At 69.1% G+C, this 19,893-nt stretch carries 13 protein-coding genes and 2 pseudogenes; 8 read left to right on the top strand and 7 right to left on the bottom strand.

Annotated features, from left to right (window positions below; all coding sequences use genetic code 11):
* From CG723_RS24140 to CG723_RS24125, 4 genes are all read right to left on the bottom strand, one after another.
* Entirely contained in the window at window positions 1-4,734 is a 4,734-nt protein-coding gene (locus tag CG723_RS24140; RefSeq protein WP_100595545.1) for a putative T7SS-secreted protein, read from the bottom strand.
* Window positions 4,734-5,411, bottom strand: a complete 678-nt coding sequence (locus CG723_RS24135; protein ID WP_100595544.1) for a hypothetical protein — start codon at window positions 5,409-5,411, stop codon at window positions 4,734-4,736. The genes CG723_RS24140 and CG723_RS24135 overlap by 1 nt, the downstream gene beginning before the upstream one ends.
* The gene (locus CG723_RS24130; protein WP_199841869.1) at window positions 5,408-5,833 is read right to left on the bottom strand and encodes a hypothetical protein; all 426 of its coding nucleotides are present in this window, start codon (window positions 5,831-5,833) and stop codon (window positions 5,408-5,410) included. The genes CG723_RS24135 and CG723_RS24130 overlap by 4 nt, the downstream gene beginning before the upstream one ends.
* A gap of 270 nt (window positions 5,834-6,103) precedes the next feature.
* Window positions 6,104-6,346: a hypothetical protein gene (locus tag CG723_RS24125; protein WP_100595543.1), complete on the bottom strand. Its 243-nt coding sequence runs from the start codon at window positions 6,344-6,346 to the stop codon at window positions 6,104-6,106.
* 337 nt (window positions 6,347-6,683) lie between these two features.
* Here CG723_RS24125 and CG723_RS47810 point away from each other — a divergent pair.
* A pseudogene (locus tag CG723_RS47810) lies at window positions 6,684-6,827 on the top strand (TIGR03842 family LLM class F420-dependent oxidoreductase); the annotation flags it as partial.
* Window positions 6,828-6,896: 69 nt separating this feature from the next.
* On the opposite strand, the gene CG723_RS24110 reads toward CG723_RS47810, so the two are convergent.
* Window positions 6,897-7,904: a hypothetical protein gene (locus CG723_RS24110; protein ID WP_100595542.1), complete on the bottom strand. Its 1,008-nt coding sequence runs from the start codon at window positions 7,902-7,904 to the stop codon at window positions 6,897-6,899.
* The gene (locus CG723_RS24105) at window positions 7,901-8,311 is read right to left on the bottom strand and encodes a hypothetical protein (RefSeq protein ID WP_100595541.1); all 411 of its coding nucleotides are present in this window, start codon (window positions 8,309-8,311) and stop codon (window positions 7,901-7,903) included. Before CG723_RS24105 ends, CG723_RS24110 begins: the two co-directional genes overlap by 4 nt.
* 90 nt (window positions 8,312-8,401) lie before the next feature.
* Between CG723_RS24105 and CG723_RS24100 the strand changes: the two genes are divergently transcribed.
* Window positions 8,402-12,010 (top strand): CHAT domain-containing protein, encoded by a 3,609-nt coding sequence (locus CG723_RS24100; protein ID WP_100595540.1) that lies wholly within the window; start codon window positions 8,402-8,404, stop codon window positions 12,008-12,010.
* 27 nt (window positions 12,011-12,037) lie between these two features.
* Here the strand turns inward: CG723_RS24100 and CG723_RS24095 are convergent, their stop codons facing one another.
* On the bottom strand, window positions 12,038-12,670 hold the full coding sequence (locus CG723_RS24095) for an alpha/beta hydrolase (RefSeq protein ID WP_159032538.1): 633 nt from the start codon (window positions 12,668-12,670) through the stop codon (window positions 12,038-12,040).
* Window positions 12,671-13,122: 452 nt separating this feature from the next.
* Between CG723_RS24095 and CG723_RS24090 the strand changes: the two are divergent.
* The 6 genes and pseudogenes from CG723_RS24090 to manD form a co-directional block, all read left to right on the top strand.
* Window positions 13,123-13,782: pseudogene (locus CG723_RS24090) on the top strand (hypothetical protein); the annotation flags it as partial.
* Window positions 13,783-14,094: 312 nt separating this feature from the next.
* Complete coding sequence (locus tag CG723_RS24085; protein ID WP_100595577.1) at window positions 14,095-14,898, top strand: FadR/GntR family transcriptional regulator; 804 nt, start codon at window positions 14,095-14,097, stop codon at window positions 14,896-14,898.
* Between the two features lie 236 nt (window positions 14,899-15,134).
* Window positions 15,135-16,460 carry an ABC transporter substrate-binding protein gene (locus CG723_RS24080; RefSeq protein WP_100595538.1) on the top strand — a complete coding sequence of 442 codons (1,326 nt, stop codon included), beginning with the start codon at window positions 15,135-15,137 and terminating at the stop codon, window positions 16,458-16,460.
* Complete coding sequence (locus tag CG723_RS24075) at window positions 16,460-17,422, top strand: carbohydrate ABC transporter permease (protein WP_100595537.1); 963 nt, start codon at window positions 16,460-16,462, stop codon at window positions 17,420-17,422. Before CG723_RS24080 ends, CG723_RS24075 begins: the two co-directional genes overlap by 1 nt.
* Window positions 17,419-18,279 (top strand): carbohydrate ABC transporter permease, encoded by an 861-nt coding sequence (locus CG723_RS24070; RefSeq protein WP_100595536.1) that lies wholly within the window; start codon window positions 17,419-17,421, stop codon window positions 18,277-18,279. Before CG723_RS24075 ends, CG723_RS24070 begins: the two co-directional genes overlap by 4 nt.
* A 35-nt stretch (window positions 18,280-18,314) precedes the next feature.
* Window positions 18,315-19,529 (top strand): D-mannonate dehydratase ManD, encoded by a 1,215-nt coding sequence (manD, locus tag CG723_RS24065; protein ID WP_100595535.1) that lies wholly within the window; start codon window positions 18,315-18,317, stop codon window positions 19,527-19,529.
* Window positions 19,530-19,893: the final 364 nt, after the last annotated feature.

Genomic DNA, 19,893 nt, shown 5'->3' with positions numbered 1-19,893 from the left:
CTATCGGATCTGCTGGGCGGGCGGCATGGTGCCGCCCCTGGAACTCGGGACGTTCCCGTTCACAATGTCGTCGTGGGTCACCGGACTTCCGGGGTCGTCGGCCGAGCCCCCCAATGCCTTGGCACCGGATTCTCCCTTGACACCGGAGGGACCGTAACCCGTGATGACATCTCCCGCTCCGGCGCCTGGCCCCTTGGTGACCACGATGTCCTCGCCCTGGCGGAAGATGAGGTTGCCACGGCCGCCTTCGGAGAGGTACACGGCGTCCGGCTTCTTCAAGATCTCCAGCACACGCTCGTCGCCGAAGTGCGGATGGTAGCCGCTGTCCTTTCTCATCTTGCCTTCCGCGGCCCGTTCGATGATCTTGTCGGTGGCCTTGTTCGCTTTCTCCACCGGGCACTTCGGGGCGAGACCGAGCGGGTCGCTCCAGGTGAGCGGGTTGTGGACATAGCCACCGGGATTGGGCGACGGCGCGAGGCCCAGGGGGTCCGCGGTGAGGTAGCGGGCGGTCTCCGGGTCGTAGTGGCGGAAGTAGTTGTAGTGCAGGCCGGTCTCCGGGTCGTAGTACTGACCCGGAAAGCGCAAGGGTGTATAGGCGGGGCTGTCGGCCGGCCAGGCCGTCGTGCCCCAGAGCGTTGAGCGGGCCCGCCAGGCGATGGTGCCCTGTTCGTCGACGAGCTCCGTCGGCGTCCCGACGAGGTCGGTGACGATGGCGAAGAAGCGGGAGTCGATCTCTTCCTGCGGAGCGTCGGCGGCGGTGATGCGTTCGTTCTGGGCGACCGGACGCTGATCACGGTGGTCCCAGGTCAGAGTTACTGGATGTGGCAACTTCCGTGACACGGAGGTCTGTTCGCACACCGTCGTGCCGTCCCACGTGAAGGTCACGCGCTCGACGACCGTGTCGCCGTCAGCGTCAAGACGCAGCTTCGCGGTGCGACGCCCGATGGGGTCGTAGGTGTAGCGCCAGCGTATGCCGTCTGGAGTGAGCACCGAGGTCAATCGGTCCTCCGCGTCCCACTCGTAACGCCAGGTGTCCGGGCGGCCGGACAGCCGCTTCTTCTGGCGCAGCACGATACGGCCGAGCGCGTCGTGCTCGTAACGGACCTGACCCGCGCGGATTAGCCGGGTACCCGCGTACGCGCGAGGGCCGGTGGCCTCGTGGCCCGGGTGCGTTGCCGGCCAGGCCGCCTGGGTCTGATTGCCGACGGCGTCGTAGGCGTAGCTCTCCGTCCAGCCCTCGGCGGTCACAGAGGTCACCCGGCCCACCGCGTCGAGCTCGAACCGGCGCGCTCCGGACAACAGGTCCTCCACGGCAGTGAGATGCCCGTCCGCGCGGTAGGCGTAGGCGCGCTCCTGAAGCGTACGGTCATTGCTCATGGCGGTCTGGGAGGTGAGTCTGCCGACCGGGTCGTACGCCTGCGCCAGGGTGAAGGCATCGGCGATGGTGCGCCGTACTTCTCGCGCGTCGGCGTCGTAAGTGAACGTGATCGGACGTCCGGCGGCGATCATCTGCGCCACATTGCCCAATGGATCGTAGGTCCAGGTCGTGGTGGCGCCGCCCGGCGTGGTCCGGCTTGTGCGGCGGCCCAGGTCGTCGTGGGTGAAGCGGAGCGTGCGACCGTCGACGGTCTCCGTGCGCACGTTGCCGTGCCGGTCCCGCAGAAGGGTCAACGCGCTGCCGTCCGGGCCGGCGGCCTTGGCGAGCTGGTCGGTGAGGTCGTAGGCATACGACGTGACTTGGCCCGCGGCATCCTTGCTGACGATCCGGCCCAAGCAGTCGCGCTCGTAGCGGATGGTCTGGCCCAGCATATTCGTACGCGAGGTGAGCTGGCCCCCGGCGTCGTGGGTGTAGCTGATCTCCCTGCCGTCGAAGTCCCGCTCACCGACCAGCCGGCCTGCCGGATCGTAGGAGTAGCTCCAGCTCATTCCTTGGGGGTTGGTGACTTCTGTGAGCCGGAGTTCCTCGTCGTATGTGAACTCGTGACGGCCGCCATCAGGTCCCGTGCGGCCGACGAGCACGTCGAAGTGGGTGTACTCGTAGCGGGTCGTGCCGCCGAGACGGTCCGTGTGGCTGGTCCGGTTGCCCTCCCCGTCGTAGGTCCACGACTCGGCCGCGCCGTCAGCGGCGGTCCGGCGGGTGAGCAGGCCCTCGACCGTCCATTCCAGGAGTGTGGTGGCGCCGCTCGGCTCGGTGACCTCCACCGGGTGGCCGAGGGGGTCGCGGCGGTAGCGGGTCACGGCGCCGCGGGGGTCGGTTATCCGGATGGGCAGCCCGGTGCGGTCGCACTCGACCGCGCTGGAGTGGCCGAAAGGGTCGACGACCGACGTGAGGTGGCCTGCTTTGTCGTAGGTGAAGGTGGTGGTCTTCCCTGCGGAGTTGGTGAAGCCCGTGCGGTTGCCCCGCTCGTCGTAGAAGTAGCGGTGGACCGATCCATCGGGGCCAGTGACCTTCACCGGCAGGTTGAGCGCGTTGTACTCGGCGGAAATCTCGCGGCCGTCGGCGCGCTTGGCCAGGACCAGGTTGCCCTGCTCGTCGTACGCGTAGCGGGACGTGTGCCCCAGCGGATCGGTCCGGGAGAGCAGCCGCCCGCGGAGGTCACGTTCGAAGCGGGTGACGGCGCCGAGCGGATCGATCTCGGCGGTGACGTGACATGTGTCGTCGATCAGGTACCGCCGAGTGTGACCCGCGCCGTTCGTGACAGTGGTGACGCGATGTCCCGTGACGGGGTCCGTGTCGTCATAGGCCAGGCGCAGCACTAGGTGGCCTTCGGCGCCGCCCTCCGCGACACAGCGGTCCTGGCCGTCGTACTCGTAGGTGTAGGAACGGTCATTGGAGTCGGTCCAGGAGGTGACCCGGCCGCGCTCGTCGTATGTGAACCGCAGTGGCAGACCGGAGGAGTTGACGACCTCGGTGAGGTGGCCGTCGTCGTAGCCGTAGCGCTTGAGCTCCAGGTCGCCACCGTCGGGGGCGCCGCCGCCCAGGTGTAGGGCCGTGATGCGCCCGTCCCGTGTAGTGATCCTCAGATGGTGGCCCGAGGAGGAGACGATCGCGAGCGGAGTGCCGTCCCGGGCGTGCTCGAAGGTGACCCAGTTGCCGTTGCGGTCGTCGATCTGCTCCAGGATCGCCGCCTGCTCACCGCGATCGGCGAAGTGCCGGACTCGCCCGGTGTCCGGCTCCGTGATCGTGTAGCCGTCGTCCGTACGGTCGAGGTACAGCGGTGTGCCGTGGCTGGGCAGTGTGGGGATGCCGGGCGCCGGGTGCGGGTAGGCGAGGATCCGGCCGTCGGCGTCGACGTGCACCACACCCTCGGCGTCGATCTCCAGCCGTTCGTCCACGGTCGAGGACCACGAGGGGCCGAACCAGCGGCCGAGCGTGTATCCGGACTCCACGCGCCGCGTGAACTCCAGGGGCAGGGAGCCGGGCAGACTGATGTCGGTCTGCGGCAGGTACATCCTGCCGGTGGTCAGGTCGACCGGGTCGGTCGGATCGTGCTCGACCTTGTCCCGAGGCTTTTCCCCGCGGCCCTCCGGGCCGTCCCGGACGGTGCGCCGCGCCGCGCTCTCGGCACCTTCCTCAAGGCCTTCCTTCGCCGCCGTCTTGAGTCCGAGCCGTAGGCCGCTGCGGGCGAGTCCGGCGCCTTTGGTGCCGATGAGTTCGGGGATGAGGCGGCCGAAGAATTCGGAGGGGTCCTTCTTGAAGCCGTCGACGGCGGCGGTGACGATGCGTTCGGGGTGCGCGGCGGTGGAGACGAGGCCGGAGAGCGTCATGGAGACGTTCTGCATGTACGCGGCCGGGTGCGTGAGGTTGTAGGGGTCGGTGGGGTTGAGGCCGCGGACGAAGTTGAGCAGGCCCGCGGTGCCCTTGAGGGCGCCGCCGACGACGTGGGTGAGCTCGGTGTTGTAGGCCTGGTAGCCATCGACGATGGAATTGCCGAGCCGGTCGAGCGGCGGGGGTTCGGCGGGGGCGTGCGCGAGGGCCGCCTTGACCTTGCCCTGGGCGTCGGAGGCGGCGGTGTTGCGCTGCTTGCGTGCCTCGGTGAGCGTCTCGTGGGCCTTCTCGATGTCGGCCTTGCCGGGATCCTGGAAGGGCTCGGGCCGGGGCCCGGGGTCCTCGTTCGCCTTCAGCTTGGCATTGTAGGCGTCGGCCTTCTTGTTGTACGCGTCGACCGCGTCGGAGGAGGCCTTCGTGCCCTTCTTATAGAGGTCGATGGCATCCTTGGCCTTGCCCTGCGCCCACTTCACGGTGTCGGCGTACGCGTCCAGGGCGCCGGCCGCCTTGTCGCAGGCGTCGGACGCCTCGGCCCACTTGGTGGGGTGCACGCCGAACTTCTTGCGGAACGCGTCGCCGCCCTCGCCCGCCCACCCGGACGAGTCGACCTTCTTCATCCCCTGCGAGACATGGTCGAACGCGGTGTGGAAGTCCTTGAGATGCTTCGAGGACTCGCGGATTTTGTCCGGGTTGCCGTGGACGAGCTCGTCGGCCTCCTCCGTCTGGCCGAGCTGCTGCTCGCCGGGCGTGGCACCGAGATCCGAGGCGACATCGTCACCCCAGTCCTCCACCGCGTCGGCCGCCCCGTGCAGGCCGACATGGTCCAGACCGTCGCCGACCTTGTTCGTCGCGTAGTCGACGCCCTCGCCGACCTTCTTCTTGCCCTCGTCGATGAGATCCTCACCGACCGAAAGACCCTTGTTGATACCGCCCTTGACGCCATCGACGATGTCCCCGAGCCCCATCAGCCCTCACCCCCGCCCTGAGTGCCCTGTTGCTGTTCGGCGGCCTTGGCGCGGGCCTCGGGGGAGGGGCCGAAGGTGTCGTCGAGCCACTTGTTGTACTCAGCGTCGGAGACCCCGGCAGCGTTGTGCATGTTCTCGGGATTGAGGCCCAACGGGCCCGCAGTATGAGACGTCGCGATGTCGCGGCCAGCGTCCTTCCAGCCCTGCGCGCTGTTGGCCATGGCCTGGTCGAAGGACTCCTTGCTGTAGTCGGGGGCCGAGAGCACGCCCGACGTGGCGATGTCGCCCCAGCCCTGCTGGGTGACCTCCTCCTCGGTGGCGTAAGGGTTGCCGATCGCGGCGTTCGTAACGACCTTCAACGTCCCCTCGACGTATTGGTCCGTCTCGTAGTAGGTGCCAGCTGACAGGCCGGTCTTCACGGCGAAAGCGTTGCCCTCGTTCACCAGCGAGCGCACGCCCCATTCCCAGCGCTCGCAGAAGCTCTTGAACTCGCCCGTCAGCCCTTCGTGCCCCAGGTCCAGGCCGGACAGGGCGATGTCCCCGAAGCCGCGCCCGGCCCCGGCCTCACCGACCATGCCCAGTTCCTTCAGCTCGGCCAGGGCCTCGGTCAGCCCCTTGGCGATCAGATCCAGGCCACCGGTCTTCAGGTCCTTGCCACCGCCACCACCGCCCGTCACGCGCTGTCCCCCTCATCCGCCTGGTCCTCGTCACGGTCGACCGCCGCCTTGTCCGGCACGATGCCCCGCACCGGCGGAAAGACCATGCCGTCCGGCCCGTCGGCACAGTCCAGGGCCACCCCGCAGGGCACTCCGGCCGTCGGCACCGCGACATCGAGCAGTTTCGCGCCGAGGATCGTCCGGTAGGTCCACTCGCGGCTGTACTCGCCGCGCGCTTGGGCATAGCGGGCCAGTGCCTGCTCGTCGGAGAAGGCGAGGAGGAACCGGACGCCGCTAGAGTCGGCGGTCAGCAGACCGCGCTCCTCGGCAGGGCCGGGTCCGTCGCCCAGCGGCACCAGCACAGCCGTCCGCCGGAACTCGCCCAGCAGCTCGGCGAACGCCCGTCTGCGCGCCGCAACTTCAGGATTCTCGGCGAGCGACACCTGGCGATCCGGCTGTGTTTTGGACTGGACACTCAGGGGCGGCTCCGGATGCTCCTGCGAAGGTGTCGCCGGCGCGTCAGGAGTCGGCGACTCGTCCATCTCTGCGTAATCGGCGAGACGCGATCTCGGTATACGTGGCGGCTCCCCCGCCGCACCCCCGTGCTCAGACATGCCGACCATCATCACAACTGCCCGTTGCGCACCGCAACGTGCCTGCGTCACACCCATGTCACAGGCGTGCGTCGTCCCGCCGGGGCTTCCGAGGTGGTGTCAGGCTTCGTCTGCCTCACGACTGAGGTCGTTGCGGAGGTAGTTCCCGTAGCGGGCCATGGTGGTCGGCTTGAGCGCCAGAGCCTTCACGGTGAGCCAGACTCTTGGGTAGTCGGCGACCGTCTGGTTCGGATCGGCGTCGAACCCGCCCGCCTCGCCCTCCAGGAATCTGAGGAGCGCGGTCTCGGCGCTGTCCTGGCTTGGGTAGCCGCCGCGGCGGATGGTCGTCCGGTGGTGGGCCACGGAGGGGACATCGACGGCGAAGCTCCACGTCCCGTAATCGCTGTCCGTGACTAGATGTGGGCAGTGTGCGCCGAGCTGGTAACGGTGAATGTCTTGGCAGCCGCAGCGGCGGTAAACACGACCGCGGCCGGCGGTGGTTGTACGCATGGTGATCGCCTCAGGGTGCGGCAGGGGATGCCGACGCTTCCAGCCTCCGTCCAGTGCGACCACCAGGCGACCACCATGTTCCACGTGGTGTCGGTCTGCCGCTGGGGTGCCGGGGGTATCTTCCGGCGCCTCAGGACCCCGCGGATAGTGGAAGCGCCCACGTGGTGGCCGAGCTTGAGCAGCTCGCCCTGGATGCGCTGGAATCCCCATCGAGAAGCTCAAGTCCCTGCGCGGCCTGGGCGTCGACCAGTTCGCCGTCTACAACATGCACGACGCCCGCGAAGCGACCACCGACGTCTACGGGACCCAGATCATCCCCGCCCTGTCCGACTGACCGCCGCGTTCACCGGCCGTACGCACCACCCAGCGCCCGCGCCGGCGTTGCTTCCGGTGATGTCCGGCCCTATGACCGTCGCCCGCCCCCGGACTCGTCACGGCTCGCCGGATCCACCGAACCCCCCGGCTCCGCAACGTTCACCACCACCGGCGGCGCCGAGCCGAGCGCATCGCCGAGGCGGTCGCCGGAGGACGGCGGACCGGCGTCCTCGATCCCGAAGCGCTCCATCAGTTCCCGACTGTGCAGGCGGACGACCGCTTCGACGAGCCGGGCGTAACTGTCCGTCGTGGAACGGGCGCGCCGACGAGCGGTTGCCGCGAGCAGCACGGCCAAGACGCCTGCCGGCCACCACACCGCCGCCAGCGCTGCGTACAGCACCGACCAGGCACCCAGTTCGGCCGCGCGGGCACCGGCGGACCGGGTGGCGACAAGCTCCGTACGTTCTCCTTCGGGAAGTGACAGCCAGATGTAGGGCCAGAGTTGGCCAAGATCCAGGTGCTGGTCGCGCTGCAGTCGCAACGCGACGGCATGGACCCGGTCGCCGCTCCAGGTCGGCCGGTCCGGACGCTCCGCGGAGATCGCCGCCCTGGCCCCGAGCGCCCTTCGCCGCGCCGTCGGGTCGACTTCGCGGTCCAGGGCTGCCGCGCGCGCGGCCCGTGCCCACTGGGCGCTGTACTCGCGGTGCGCGGCGTCCCATCGCCGTCGGCGGATGTCCGTTCGGCGTCGTGCGAGGGCTGCCGCGGGACGCGGCCAGGAACGCCAGTCCGCCGCCAGCGCGACCCGTTCGATTCCCGCTCCCAATGCCCGGGCCGCGAGACCTGCCGCCACTGACGCGGCGAGGACGGCCACCAGCACGACGATCTGGCCGCCGGTGGTACGTACCGCAGGTGCGTGGGCCCAGGTGGTGACCTGGTGGGCCAGACGAGGTGCGTCCAGCGCGTGCGCCTGGCCGAGGGCCTGTGCGGCCGCGCACACCGCCAGGTAGAGCGCCCCGGGGAGGGCCAGCAGGCTCAGCCACTTGTCGGCAAGCCCCTTGCCGAGCTGGGCCCCGAAATCGCCGAGTATCCCTGTCACGTAGCGAGGGTGCTGCGCCGCAAGGGTGTGCCCGTCACGTGACAGACGTGGGTGCTGCCCGGCGTCGGCCAACTGTAGCGAGTGCAGGGGTTGTCGGGGCGCGGGCAGAGGAGGACGGGCTCGTCGGTGCGGGCGGGCGGGATTCCCGGCGGCGTCGCCATCGATATGTCGCGGGTGCGCCCGAAGACGCCGATCGCGTCCTGGCCCCGCCGCAGCGCGTGATGGACGGCTTCCAGCTGCTCGGAGGGGTCCGTCCCATCGCGCAGGGCGTCGAGCAGTTCGTCGAGGAGGCGTGTACCGTCCGCCGGGCCGCGTGCCAACGTGGCACGCGTCCGCTCGATGTTCTCGCAGAACTGTGCGATGCCGTCGGCGATCTGTTCCGCCGTCCGCCTGCTTCCGCGTGCCACTGAGCCGCCCTCCGGATGCTGATTCCCGGCGACCACCCCACCGGGGTACCGGCATCGTACGCTGAGACTCGCCGTGACGAGGAGGGCTCGATGGGACGCCGCGATGAACTGCTGCTGTCACTGGGCGAGTTGGTGCAGCGGATCGGTGACACCGGTGATGCGGCAATGGCCTGGTCACCACAGGTGATCGCGGTGGCGCAGGACCTTACGGAGGAGCTCGACGAGGCGGAGGGCTGGGACATCCCGGTCCGGCAGGCGCTGGGGTGGCTGAAGTGGTACCAGGCGTGTGCTTCGTTGGGGGAGGAGCGGCAGCGCGCGGTAGACGAGGCGCTGCAGGTGTTCGCCCCGGCCGCGATGGTGATCGGGATGGTGCCGTTTCCCGAGCCGCTGCTGCCCGGCCTGGCCGACGAGGCCGCCACGCGCCTGCCCGCGATGCTCGAGTACGCACTGTCCAGCCCGGACGACGATCAGTTCGCGGCTCTGGTCGACACCTCGATACACATCGCGAACGCCACTCCCGGCGGGCATCCGCAGCGGGCGCACCGGCTGGCCGTCGTCTGTCACGCGCTGATCTCCCGTAGCGCCCGGAACGGCCAATTCATCCGGCTGGAACAGGCGTTGGCCGCCGCCCGGCAAGGCGTCGTCCATAGTCGCCCGGACGACCCGGACCGGGCCGCGATGATGAGCGTCTTCGCCGCGGTGCTGTTCAACGGATTCAACCTCAGCGGAGCGGTCGCGGATCTGGACGAGGCGATCGAAGCGGCTCGCGAGGCGGTGTCCAGCGGTAAGGGTCGGCCTGGTGAGCGCATACGGCTGGTGGTCCTGGCCGACATGCTGTGGACAAGGTTCCAACTGACCGACTCAGTCGCAGACTTGGACGAAGTGACTGAAGTGCGATCCTCCCTCGCCGAGGCGAGCAAGGTCACCGACGCCGGGTGCAGCGAGCAGTTCACCTTGCTGGGGCAGGCCCTGTTGACGCGGTTCGACATACGGCACGATCCGGCGGACCTGGACGGGACCGTGAACGCTCTGCGCGGCGCTGTGTCCGCCGCGACCACCGACGAGGAGCGGCTGTACTGCAGGTCGGACCTCAGCTGCGTCCTGCAAAGGCGGTTCGAGCGCTGCGGCGCGCGGGCCGACCTGGACGAGGCGGCCGACGCGGCCCGTGAAGCCGCTGCCGAGGCGCCGGCCGCATGCTCCCCGAGTCTGCTGACGAGCCTGGCGATCGTGCTGGACTTCTGCGCTCGCACCACCGGGTCCCTGGATGATCTCGACACGGCGATCGGCCTGGTCCGGCGGGCCGCTGCGGCGACGCCTGCCGGGTACAGCCGGACGAAGCGCCCGGAGCTCGGAATCATCCAGGCACACGTCCCGGACGTCATGGAGGGCGCGACGGCCGAGTACGAGCCCAGCCGGCCTGAGTTGCAGCGACTGCTCTGCGCCTATCTGACAAGGCGCTTCGAGCGGACCGATGTGCTGGCCGACATCGACGCCCTCGTCGAAGCACGCCGTGAGGCGCTCGCGACGGGGGGCGTCGACGGCAGGGACGACGGCGACCGGGCCAGGAACCTGGCCTTGCTGAGCTACGCGCTTAAACTCCGCTTCCACCGGGTGGGCCGGTCCGAGGACCTGGAGGAAGCCGTGACGACCATTCAGCAGGCCCTGTCCATCCAGCCCGGCGACGGTGACTTCCTTTCCTCGCTGAGCGACACCTTCCGCGTTCGGTTTGTGGAGTATCGGGACAAGGCCGATCTCGATCAAGCCGTCCAGCTGGCCCGGCGGGCGACACAGGTCTGCGCCGGCGACCTGCTTCCGGCCGTCGCCTTCGCGAACCTCTCCCAGGTGTTGCAGACCCGCTTCGGCCTGTTCAGGGATCGGCCTGATGTCGATGAGGCGGTGAACGCCGCGCGCGCGGCCGTCACCGCGGAGGGCGACGGAGCCCAACGGCCGAAATGGCTGCTGATCCTCGGGGAGTCGTTGCTGGCCCGGGTCGGGGCCCGTCGCCTCTCGGACGACGAGTCCGGGCGGGAGACCGACCGCGCGGAGGCGCTCCGGGCCCTCTCCGAACTGGTCATGCGATCCGACTCGGCGCCGCCGCGGTTGAAGGTGCACGGCGCGAAGCTGGGTGCCTGGCTGGCAGCCGTCGAGCTCCCTCCCGGCAGCGAGGACTTCGCACTCGCTGCCGACCTGTTGGAAGCGGCCGTCCTCGCGCTCCCCGAACTGGCCCCGCGCCGGATGCGCCGGGAGGAGCAGCAGGAGACCATGGAGACGGCGTCAGGAATCGCCGGCGACGCCGCGGCGATGGTGCTCTCCGACCCTCTTCGGCCTCCGGCGGAACGCGCCCGCCGTGCCCTGTCGCTGCTGGAGATGGGGCGTTCGGTGCTGCTGAGCCGGCGCCTCCACGCCCGCAGGGACCTCGCCGGACTCCACGAGGCCGGACCGGAGTTGGCGGCCCGCTTCGCTGCCCTCTGCGATCTCCTGGACGGGGATGTGGAACAGGCGCCGACCGGACAGGACCGTATCGGGGCGGCCGCGGAACTGGCTGCGACGCTCCGTCGGATCCGCGCCCTGGACGGCTTCGCCCACTTCGCTCTGCCGCCGACCGACGAGGAACTGCTCTCCGCGGCCGACCGCGGCCCGGTCGTCAGCCTGAACGTCGCCTACCGGGGCGACGCCCTGCTGCTGACCGCGGAGGGCAACACCGCGCTCGGGCTTCCCGGTGTGACCGCCGAGACGGTGATCGACCAGATCAACGCCTTCCATGTGGCACTTCGGGAAGCCCGTGACCCGCACCGGGACCGCGTCGCCGCGCAGCACGCCCTCTCTCAGGTGCTGAAGTGGCTCTGGGACAACATCACCGGCCCCGTGCTCGACGCTCTGGGCCACCACGGCCCGCCCGCCGACGGCGCTCCCTGGCCCCGGGTGTGGTGGGCGCCCGGCGGGTACCTCAGCCTGCTGCCCCTCCACGCCGCCGGCCACCACGACGATCCGGCCGAAGGGCGGCGCACCGTCATGGACCGCGTCGTCTCGTCCTACACGCCCACCATCAGCGCTCTTCGGCACGCGCGACGTCGCCAGTCGACGTCAGCCCCCGCCGCGAGCAGTGCCCTCATCGTCGCGATGCCCGAGACTCCGGGACTCGCCGGACTGCGAAACGTTGCCCCCGAAGCGGAGCTGGTCCGCGACCTGCTCCCCGACTCCCTGCTGCTGACCGCGCCGGATCGCGCGCAGGTGCTGGCCCAACTGCCCGGACGCACCATCGCGCACTTCGCCTGCCACGGCAGCTTCGACCCCGACGATCCGTCGGCCGGCCGGCTGCTGCTGAACGATCACGGGCAACACCCCCTCACCGTCGCCGACCTGTACTCCGTCGACCTCGATGGCGCACAGCTCGCCTACCTGTCCGCCTGCCACACCGCGGTGAACTCGGCCGAGCGCCTGCTCGACGAGGGCATCCACCTGGTGGGGGCACTGCAGACGGCGGGCTTCCCCCAAGTGGTCGGCACCATGTGGGAACTGGACGACGAGATCGCGGAAGAGATCACCGAGGACTTCTACTCGCTGCTCCGCGAACCGCACTCCGGCGGACTGGACCTGCGCACGGCCGGACACGCCCTGCACCACGCCGTACGCAAGCAGCGCGACCGTTACCCGGGCACGCCGTCCTTGTGGGCCTCGCACCTGCACTTCGGCGCATGAACGTCGACGAGGCCGGCCCTGCTCCGTTCAGCCCTGACCCGTGATGATGCGGCGCAGCTCCGGAACGTAGGGCGTCACCGGATCTTCTCTGTACGACAGCGGTCCGGCCCGGAGCACGGTCGCTCCGAATCCGGGACTGTCCGGCGGCGCACCGTGCAGACCCGCTGCGGTGCCGTCGCCGCCGGTATCCGGCGAGGTCGCGAACACAGGTCCCTTGTAGCGTAGTTCGCCCACCTGATCGACCCCGGCTCCTGTACTGGCGAGCAGCACCAGTGCGTCCGCTTGCAGACCGTGGTCCCTGGCCGCGAGCCCCGCGACGAGTCCGCCGTAGCCGTGCGCGATGACGCTGACCCGGGCCGAACCGGATGTGGGCCCCGACGACGGCCGGGACAGCGGCAAGGTGACGAGGAAGCTCGCGAGGCGTCGGGCGCCGGCGACGGCGAACGCCGGGTCGGCGGCTTCCCGGGGCGACTGCGGCGCCACGTAGTCGACCCAGGTGATGACAGACACCGCATCGTCGTCCGGCCCAGAGGCGACCTTTCGGAAGAGGGACTCCGTCTGCTCCTGGAGCCGCTCCATTCCGGACAGCCCGGAGCCGACACCGGGCACCATGACGACGACCGCGCGCGCACGGTCCGGGTCGTTTCGTGCAAGGACCATGCGGCCTTCTTGGATGTTGAAACTCAACAGAAGGATGCGATCGCTGTTCGGCATGGTCCGCAGTCTGTCGAACCGGGCAGACTGCGGCAACCACTTTGACAGGTAAGGCAGTTGACGTCGGCTCTCTGGCTCAAACGCCGTTCCTCACCGGGTCGGAGAACGTCACACCGGGCTCGCCGAGCGGCCCAGCAGGGGGACTGTCACGATCGCCGCTGCGATGTCGACCACGTGACCGCTAGGGAGAGTAGCGGTGTTCCGTGCGTGTTCTCGCGCATTGCGTTGCCGGCGCCTCCACCGCAGCCCTCACAATTGACGGTGGCTGAGGGCGCGCTGGGAACGTTGCCCCGGGGTGCCGTCACCCGTCGGGGTGCGAAGCTGCGGTGGAGCGAACGCTGCACCGCAGCCGATGGAGCCGGATCGAGCGGGATGCAGCGGGACGGAAACAGGGCGATATGCCCCGCTCTCGGAGAAAGCCGCAGGTGAGAAGCGTCACCGGTTTGGGTTCGAGTCCTACCCGCCCCACCACGAGGCTCCCTCAGAGAACCGTTTCTACCTGCGAAAACACGAGGGCAGGGCCTGTGCGTGCCGACAGGTGCGCGAACGCGTCGTGGCCAAGATCCGGCGCTACCAGCAGTTCCTCGAGCGCCGCGACAAGACGCTTCGGGGCGCGCGTGCACACGGACGAGGACGGGGCCTGGTGTGTCGAACGGGGCGGCCTGTGCGGCAGCGCGCTGACCGTCGAGCGGCGGACCGTCTCGTACTTCTTCGTCGCGGCCGCTGTCACCGGGGCCACGGTGCGCGTGCCGGGCCGGGGCCGTGCCAGCCTCCAGGGGCGAAGTGTGTTTCCTCGACGTCCGCGAACAGGACGCTGTGCGGGTCGAGTTGACCGAGGGCGCCGCCGATGTCACCGGAACGGGACGGTTGCGGGGCGGTTCAGCGTCGATTTGGGGAACGTCTCCGACACCTTCATGACGATGGCGGCGATCGCGCCGCTCGCCGACGCCCCGATCACCATCACCGGAGTCGCGCACGCCCGGCTGAAGGAATCGGACCGTATCGCCGCGGTCGCCCAGAACCTGTGGGCGCTGGGGGTCCGGGCGGATGAAGGCCCCGACCGCATCACGGTCCACCCGGCCGGCCCCGCATCGCTTGCCACCGCGACCATCGCATCGCGATGGCTCTCAGCGTCCTGGCACTGTGGTCCGGCGGCATCGTCCTTGACGACCCGACCTGCGTCACGAAGACGTTCCCCGCCTTCCACGAGGAGCTGCGCCGCTTGTTCGGGCCGCCGCTGGGGTGACGAGTGCTGCCGGCGAGTTCCGCCGCAGCAGCCGATGACCTCGGCTGTAGCCGACCATGCCGCAGCGGAGGCGAGCAAGATCGCTACCCCGGCCGAGGCCCGGACGTCGCTGTACGCTGCGTCCATGCAGTCGCCCGCCCCTTCCTCGCCTCACCGATCCGCGCCCACGGGTCCTACCGCCGACCCCGCGCAGCGCGGGCTTTTGACTGAGCGCATCGCTCGCCAGTTGGAGCACGACATCCGGTCCGGTGAGATCGCGGTGGGAGCGAAGCTGCCTTCGGAGCGTGAGCTGGCGGCCCAGTTCGGCTCCAGCAGGAACGTCGTACGGGAGGTGTTGCGGCGGCTTGAGGCTCAACATCTGATCGAGGTCGCGCCCGGACGGGGTTCCTTCGTGCGTGAGCAGACCTCCGGGCAGGCGAGGGGGTACGACGCGCTGTACAGAGCGGGTCGGCCCACGGTCCGTCAGCTCATCGAGGCCCGTCTCCCGTTGGAGGTCGAGATGGTGCGACTCGCGACCCAGCACGCCACCGACGAAGACCTGGCGACGATGCGTCAAGCGTGCGACGCCCTGGAGTCGGCGACCGATGTCGTGGTCAAGGCGCAGGCTGACATGGACTTCCACGATGCCGTCGCGGTGGCGAGCAAGAACCCCGTGCTGCGGATCATGCTGTCGTCTATCAGCGGAATGATGTTCGAGATGATGCTGCGTTCGAACTCGGACCCGTCGATCGGCGAAGAAGGCGTGCCGCACCATCCGGAGATCTTCGAGGCGATCGAGGCACGCGACGTGGAACTCGCCGGCGCACGCATGAGGGAGCATCTGATGCTCGGGCTGCGTACCTACGGGCCGGACCTCGACGTGCAGGTGGACACCATGGCGCGTAATCACATCGAGACTTTGCTGGAACGGGCGGCGCGGGGACGCTGAGCAGTCGGCGGGGATGGGGTGCCGCCGGCACCCGGTCCGGCCGGGCCCTGGCGGAGCCGACCTGGCAAAGGCGGTCGGCGCGTACGCAGTTGAGATTTGTGGATCTTTCCTCTCGGGGGTGTTCCGGATCTGCGGAGCCTGCTACGGTCCTGTCCGGTCCAACTGGTACTACCAGTTGGACCGGACAGGACCGTAGGACTTTGAGAGCGTTCCAGAGCAGAAAGACGAGGACAACGATGTCCACGAGCAGTCGGCTCCTGAGCCGCCGCTCCTTCGGCAGGCTGGCCGCAGGGATCGCTGGAGCTGCGGGGACAGCGGCGCTCGGCGCCTGTTCGCCAGGGGCCGGAAAGCCGTCGGCCAGTGCTCCGTTGCGGATCATGGCGATCAACCACGTGTGGTCGCAGGCGATCAAGCGTCGGACGAAGGAGTTCGAGGAACGCATCGGGCGGCGGGTCTCCCTGACCCTGCTCACCGCCGACCAGCTGACCAGCAGTTACAACGTCAAACTCAACGCGTCGGGCACCGACGTCGACGTCATGATGGTGCGCGCGCTCCAGGACCAACTCCTCTTCGCACACAACGACTGGCTCGCCGATCTCACCGACCGGGTGGAGGGCGACAGCGAGTTCGCCTGGACGGACTTCCAGAAGGCGCCGCGCGAGGTTTCCGTGACGGCAGGCAAAGTACTGAGCGTTCCCGTGGTGACCGAGCGACCCACGCTGTACTACCGCAAGGACCTGGTCCAGGACGCCGGAGGACCCCCGCGCACCCTCGACGCGCTGATGTCCTCCGCCCTGGAACTCAGCCGACGCAAGCAGGGGTTCTACGGATACGTGGGCCGCGGACAGCGCAATGGCGCAGTGTCCCAGTGGTCCAGCTTTCTCTACTCACACGGCGGCGACTTCGTCATCGACGGCCGGTCCGGCATCGGGACCCCGCAGGCACTGGCCGCTTACGAGTACTACGGACGCCTTCTGGGGAAGGCGGGGCCGCCGGGGGCCACCAATATGAGCCTCGAACAGGCCATGCCGATCTTCGCGCAGGGCAAGGCGGCGTTCTACATCGACGCCGACGCGATCTACAGCAACTTCCTCGACCCGAAGATCGCGAGCCGGACGGTACGGGACACCGTCGGATTCGCCCCCTTCCCCGCGGGACCGGCCGGTGCCAGGCCGCACAACATCGCGTCCTGGAGCCTCGGCATCAACAAGTTCTCCCTCCTGCGTGACGACGCCTGGCAGTTCATCAAGTGGGCCGCGGGACCCGACATGTCGGCGGCTCTCCAGGCGGACGGCATCCCTGGCGCTCGCACCTCCGTGTGGGCCGACTCCAAGACGCTCAGGTCCTTCCCGCCCGACCTCGCCGAGGCCATGAGCCTCAACGCAAAGCGAGGCCTGGGCTACGACCGCCCCCGTGTTCTCCAGGTCGGCCGCGCCCGGGACATCGTCGGCCGCCCGCTGGTCGCAGGGATTCTCGGCGAGCCCGTTCGGCCCGTCGTACGGGACGCGGACGCGGAGTTCGCCGATTTCCTCGTCCGCGACAACCGACACAAGGAGTCCTGATGACCGCCACCGAGGTCTCCGCATCCCGGGCCGACGCCCGACCGAGCCACAGCCGAACGCGACGCACCCGCCCGCCGCGCACCTTCGAACAGGCCAACCGTCGCCTGAAGTGGGCGATGCTGGCCCCCGCCCTGCTCTTCGTCGGCCTGATGATCGTCTTCCCGCTGGCCTTCACGCTCGACCTCAGTCTCACCGACGCGTTCGGAGCAGTGAACGCCGACAAGAGCCACATCGGTCTGCGGAACTTCGCCGACGCGCTGGGCGACGCCCGCAGGTTCTGGCCCGCGGTCCGCCGCACGATCGTCTTCACCCTCGGCGCCGTGGTCCTGGAGACGGTGTTCGGCCTCGCCCTCGCGATGCTCATGCGCAAGCCGTTTCGCGGCATGCGCTGGGTGCGCACCATACTGATCATCCCTCTGCTGGCTACACCGGTCGCGATCGGCATCCTCTGGCTGCTGATCCTCGACCCCACCAACGGCATCGCCAACCACCTCCTCGCCGGTCTCGGACTGCCCCGCCAGGAGTTCCTCGGCTCGGTGGGCCAGTCCCTGCCGACGCTGATGCTCATCGACGTGTGGCAGTGGACACCGATGATGACCCTGCTCCTGCTGGCCGGCCTGACCACACTGCCCGAGGAGCCCGAGGAGGCAGCCCTCGTCGACGGAGCCAGCGCCTGGCAGCGCTTCCGCTTCGTCGTCCTGCCCATGCTCGGCCCCACCCTCGCGACCGCACTCGTACTCCGTGCCGTCGACGCCCTCAAGACCTTCGACATCCTCTACGCCACCAAGGGCGCAGGCGGCGGCTCGGACTTCGAGGTGGAGACGCTCAACGTCTACGCCTACGGGCTGACCTTCGACTACCAGGAATACGGCCTGGCCGCCGCCGTCCTGGTGCTGTTCACGCTGTTCATCATCGGTGTCGTGGTCCTGCTGCGCCGCCGCGGCGGAAGGAAGAACGCATGAGTGCCACCCTCACCCCCGCCCGGCCCTCGCTCGCCCCGCCGTTCCGCCGACGCCGCCGGCTGGCCTGGCTGCGCGGTACCGCGATCGGGCTCGTCACCCTGGTCTTCGCGCTGCCGCTCGTGTGGATGTTCGCCGCCGCGTTCAAGACCAACCTCCAGGTGACCGACCCCTCCGTGGGCCTGTGGTTCACGCCCACCCTCGACAACTTCCGCAACGTCGTCGAGGCCGGGCAGATCGTCCGCTCCATGGGCAACTCCCTTCTGGTGGGTGCGGTCTCCACCGCCCTGTCCGCCGTCATCGCGGTGCCCGCCGCCTGGGCCGTGGGCCGATTCGGCATGCGTCGCACCGGGTCTGTCATCCTCATCGCGCGCATCGTCCCGGCGATCTCCCTGCTGGTGCCGTGGTACTACCTGTTCGCGCAGATCGGGCTGGTCGGCTCCTACACCGTGCTGATCCTCAGCCACATGTTCGTATCCGTCCCGCTCATCATGTGGATCATGATCAGCTTCTTCGCGGGACTCCCGGTCGAACTCGAAGAAGCCGCCCGCACCGACGGGTTGAGCGCCTTCGGCGCCTTCTGGCGGATCTCCCTCCCGCTCGCCGCACCGGGCACGGCGACCGCCTCGCTCCTGGCCTTCGTCTTCAGCTGGAACAACTTCATGTTCGCGCTGGTCTTCGCCGACGACCGCACACAGACCGTGCCGGTGACCCTCTTCAACTTCATCTCGTACGCGAGCACCGACTGGGGCGGCCTCATGGCCGCCTCCACCCTGATCACCGTCCCCGTGGTCATCGCCGCCGTCCTCGGCCAGAAGTACCTGGTGGCCGGCCTGACCTCGGGCGCCACCAAGGGCTAGGCACTGCCTCCCACGACACCGGAAAGAGCACACGTATGAAGATCGTCGACGCGAAGGTCGTCGTCACGAACCCCGGACGCAACTTCGTCACCTTGAAGCTGACGACCGACGACGGCCTCACCGGCCTCGGCGACGCCACCCTCAACGGCCGCGAACTCGCCGTCGTCAGCTACCTCACCGACCACGTCGCGCCCCTCCTCCTCGGCCTCGATCCACACCGGATCGAGGACACCTGGCAGTACCTGTACCGCGGGGCGTACTGGCGCCGGGGCCCCGTCACAATGGCCGCGATCGCCGCGGTCGACGTTGCCCTGTGGGACATCAAGGCCAAGGCCGCCGGCCTCCCGCTCTACCAACTCCTGGGCGGCGCCAGCCGGGACCGCGTACGCACCTACGGGCACGCGAACGGACGCGACACCCCCGAACTCATCGACTCGGTGCGGGCCCGGCTCGCCGAGGGCTACCAGGCCGTCCGCATCCAGTCGGGAATCCCCGGCCTCAAAGCCGTATACGGCGTGCACAGCACCGACGACGCCGGCTCGGCCGTCCTGCATCAGCAGGCCCGCCCCCTGGTGGAGGACTGGGACACCGACGCCTACCTGCGCCACATCCCGGCCGTTTTCGACGCTGTACGCAGCGAGTTCGGTGCCGACCTGCCCCTGCTGCACGACGCGCACCACCGGCTCACCCCCGTCCAGGCGGGCCGCCTCGGCAAGGACCTGGAGCCCTACCGGCCCTTCTGGCTGGAGGACTGCACCCCCGCCGAGAACCAGGAGGCACTGCGCCTGGTACGGGCCAACACCACCACGCCGCTGGCGATCGGCGAGGTGTTCAACACCGTGTACGACTACCAGACCCTGATCACCGAGCAGCTCATCGACTACGCACGGTCCGCGGTCACCCACTTCGGAGGCGTCACGCCGCTGCGCAAGCTGTTCGACTTCGCGGCCCAGTACCAGATCAAGAGCGCCATCCACGGGCCGGAGGACATCTCACCCGTCGGCATGGCTGCGGCTGTCCACCTCGACCTGGCAGTCCACAACTTCGGTGTCCAGGAGTACTCGGGCCACACCGCACTCACCGAGGAGGTGTTCCGCCACGCCTACACCTTCACCGACGGACACCTGCACCCGGGCGAGGCCCCCGGCATAGGCGTGGAACTGGACGAGGACATGGCCGCTGCTCACCCCTACGAGGCGGCCTATCTGCCCGTCAACCGCCTGCAGGACGGCACCATCCACGATTGGTGAGCCACCGTCCGCCAGCTCACAGCACAGTCTGACCCTCCGGTTCCGGTGGGTCGCCGTGCTCCAGAGCAAGGCGAGGGAAGGAGGACGGCTCACTTCCCTCGCCGCAGTCCGTACTCTGCATCGACCCGGCCTTCCGCGGGCAGGGCCTGGCCGCCCGCCTGGCCTTGGCCGTGTGTCGGCGACGCTTGAATGTGAGCCAGTTCCGGCGGTTGAAAAGTGACCCCCTGCTGGTCAGTTGATGTTGGTCCGTCAGCGAGAGACCGGCCTGGTCGGAACACCCGTCGGAGCGAATGCGTGCGCGGTGCGCGGCGCCTTGTGGCGGAAACCGGACACGGCGTATACCCGCCGTAGTGAGTCCTCCTCC

The sequence above is a fragment of the Streptomyces sp. CB01635 genome (assembly GCF_002803065.1).
Classification (GTDB): Bacteria; Actinomycetota; Actinomycetes; order Streptomycetales; family Streptomycetaceae; genus Streptomyces.
This window is presented reverse-complemented; position numbering and strand designations above follow the sequence as displayed.